This is a genomic window from Streptomyces sp. PsTaAH-137 (genome assembly GCF_003259365.1).
GTDB lineage: Bacteria > Actinomycetota > Actinomycetes > Streptomycetales > Streptomycetaceae > Streptomyces.
In genome coordinates this window covers 1-2,325 of record NZ_QLLY01000079.1, presented here as the reverse complement: position 1 = coordinate 2,325, position 2,325 = coordinate 1, and the positions used below count along the sequence as shown (strand labels likewise).

Here is a 2,325-nt window from a genome sequence, read left to right as displayed (position 1 = left end):
AAGGTTCACGGCCAGGTAACGCGGGCGCGGGCCGCCGAGTCACCGCCGCTGAGGACGCGACTACCACCACCACCCACAGCGACATCAACGGAGCCTTCGGCGCCGACGGCCAGGGCATCGACCTGAAGGCTCGCCAGCCGTGTCCCCGTCGACATCAGCGAACTGCAGCATCTCGTCGACCACTGGCCGCAGCGGACTGGCTCACCGACTCGGCTCTGACCGACACCCTCGTCTCCGGTCAGCTCTCCGAGCGGACCCTGTCCCGTACGTGCCCTCTGCCACAGGTTCCCGAGGCCGAGGGTGAAACCGTCCCCAGGAGCACAGGAGCGAGCGCCCAGGGCCGCTGTGAATCAGGGGCGTTGAATCTCTGACCAGCGCTCAGTACATGCCAAGGCCCGACACCATCCCCCAGTCGGGAACGGGCGATCAGGGACCTACACGGCCACGGGCAGGTCGAGGAGTGCCCAGACCTGGCGCCCCTCGACCGTGGTCTCCGTGCCGCAGCTCGCCGCCCCGAGACCGCGGAGCGCGGCCAGGGCCTCGTCGGCGAGCTGCGTTGCCGGCTCCTGGTGGCTGAGGGCGAGGACCAGGGCCCGGCCGTCCTGCTCGGACAGGTGCACACTGATCCGCCGGCCACCATCTCCCTGGACGATGGCGACCAACAACTGCACGACATCGTCCAGGGTCTCCGGTGCTCTCAGACCCCAGTCAGCAAGCCGGCCGGCGACTTTCCCGGCGGCCTTCCTCGGAATCCACGCGCCGGTCTCCATCGTCCACGAGGCGCCCTGACGATTCCTCATCACGGGCAGACCGGGCCGCTGCTGCGAGCGTTGCGGTACCGGGAGCCCGGCGAGGAGTGCCTCGGCCTCGCTGCGCGGCGGATCCGGCGGCGGCGGAGACGGCGGCCGCTTGGGCGGGGGCGGGGTCTTCGGCGGATAGTCGGGCCGCGGTTTGACGTTCTCGGGCTCGCTGCTCGATTCCATGACGTCCTCCCCGGTTCAGGGCCTCAGTGTAGAACCGCAGGAGCGGTCTGCACTGGCCTCCCGGGCAACGTGCTGGCCGCCACCGGGAAGCGGCACGCAGTGGGGCAAGTCGAAGTGCGCCTGCGTTGTGGTCGACCAGATCATCCCGACACCCTCGATCACGCATCGGTAGGGGTACTGCGCGTTGGGTGTCAGTCGGACGCTCCCGTCTTCGGGCGTGGTCGGTGTGTCGGGCGGCGTCTGCGTTGGCCCGGCCGCTACGAAGGTGACGCCCCGTTGGATCATCAAGGGACGGATCTTCCATGCGTCTGCTCGCCACCGCCACCATCGTCGGCACGCTGCTCGGGGCCCTCGCCTCACCAGCCGCCGCGGCTTCTGCCGGACCGGGCCCGCTCGGCAAACCCGGCGACACCCTGACCATGCCGGCCGGCAGTGCTCTCAAGGTGCTGCCCGTCAAGTCCGAGCAGCGCACCGGATACCAGCGCACCGCCTTCCACCACTGGATCGACGCCGACCATGACGGCTGCAACACCCGCGCCGAAGTCCTGAAGGCCGAAGCCTTCATCACGCCCCGCGAGAGCAGCGGCTGCAAGCTCAGTGGCGGCGAGTGGTTCTCCGCGTACGACAACACCTACATCGACGACGCGCACCAGCTCGACATCGACCACCTCGTCCCGCTCGCCGAGGCCTGGGACTCCGGCGCCTCCACCTGGACGGCGAAGGAACGCGAGGCCTACGCCAACGACCTCGGCGATCCGCGCTCGCTGCTCGCGGTGTCGGCGAAGACGAACCGGTCCAAGGCAGACCAGGACGTCGCCGAGTGGCTGCCGCCTTTCACCGGTGATCGCTGCACCTACGTGACCGACTGGGTCGCCACCAAAATGCGCTGGCAACTCGCCATCGACCCGGCAGAGAAGACCGCGCTCGACAAGGACCTCGCTTCATGCCCGGACGCCCCACTGACGGTCACCTTCGCCAGATAGGCCGCCGAACTGGCACTCTGTTTCTGGCTGAACCCGGTTACAGAGTCACCGAACTCGGCCCGGCTCCGTGTACAAGACCGACACCATCGAAGCCGTGACCAACCCCCTGAAGCGCAGATGGCGGCACAGTCGAATTCGGCGAATCGAGGGCCTCCGGCAGCACGATCGGCTTCAGCCCTGCAATTGTCCACTCGGCTTTCCGCGTTAATTGGGAACCCTTACCTGCGATATCTGTCAACGTGCCCTGACCAGAGGAACAAACCCCCGAAGGGCGGCGGATGCCCCCAGCCCCGTCAGCGACATCAGTCCGTGTCGGTGGCTGCCAGCACAGCAATGCGCCGAGCCCCCGCGGCGACGGA

At 68.3% G+C, this 2,325-nt stretch carries 2 protein-coding genes; one reads left to right on the top strand and one right to left on the bottom strand.

The window, feature by feature from the left end; translation table 11 throughout:
• Positions 1-434: 434 nt before the first annotated feature.
• On the bottom strand, positions 435-983 hold the full coding sequence (locus K377_RS42000; RefSeq protein ID WP_181512779.1) for a hypothetical protein: 549 nt from the start codon (positions 981-983) through the stop codon (positions 435-437).
• Between the two features lie 302 nt (positions 984-1,285).
• Between K377_RS42000 and K377_RS40970 the strand changes: the two genes are divergently transcribed.
• Entirely contained in the window at positions 1,286-1,966 is a 681-nt protein-coding gene (locus tag K377_RS40970; RefSeq protein ID WP_111668701.1) for an HNH endonuclease family protein, read from the top strand.
• Positions 1,967-2,325: the final 359 nt, after the last annotated feature.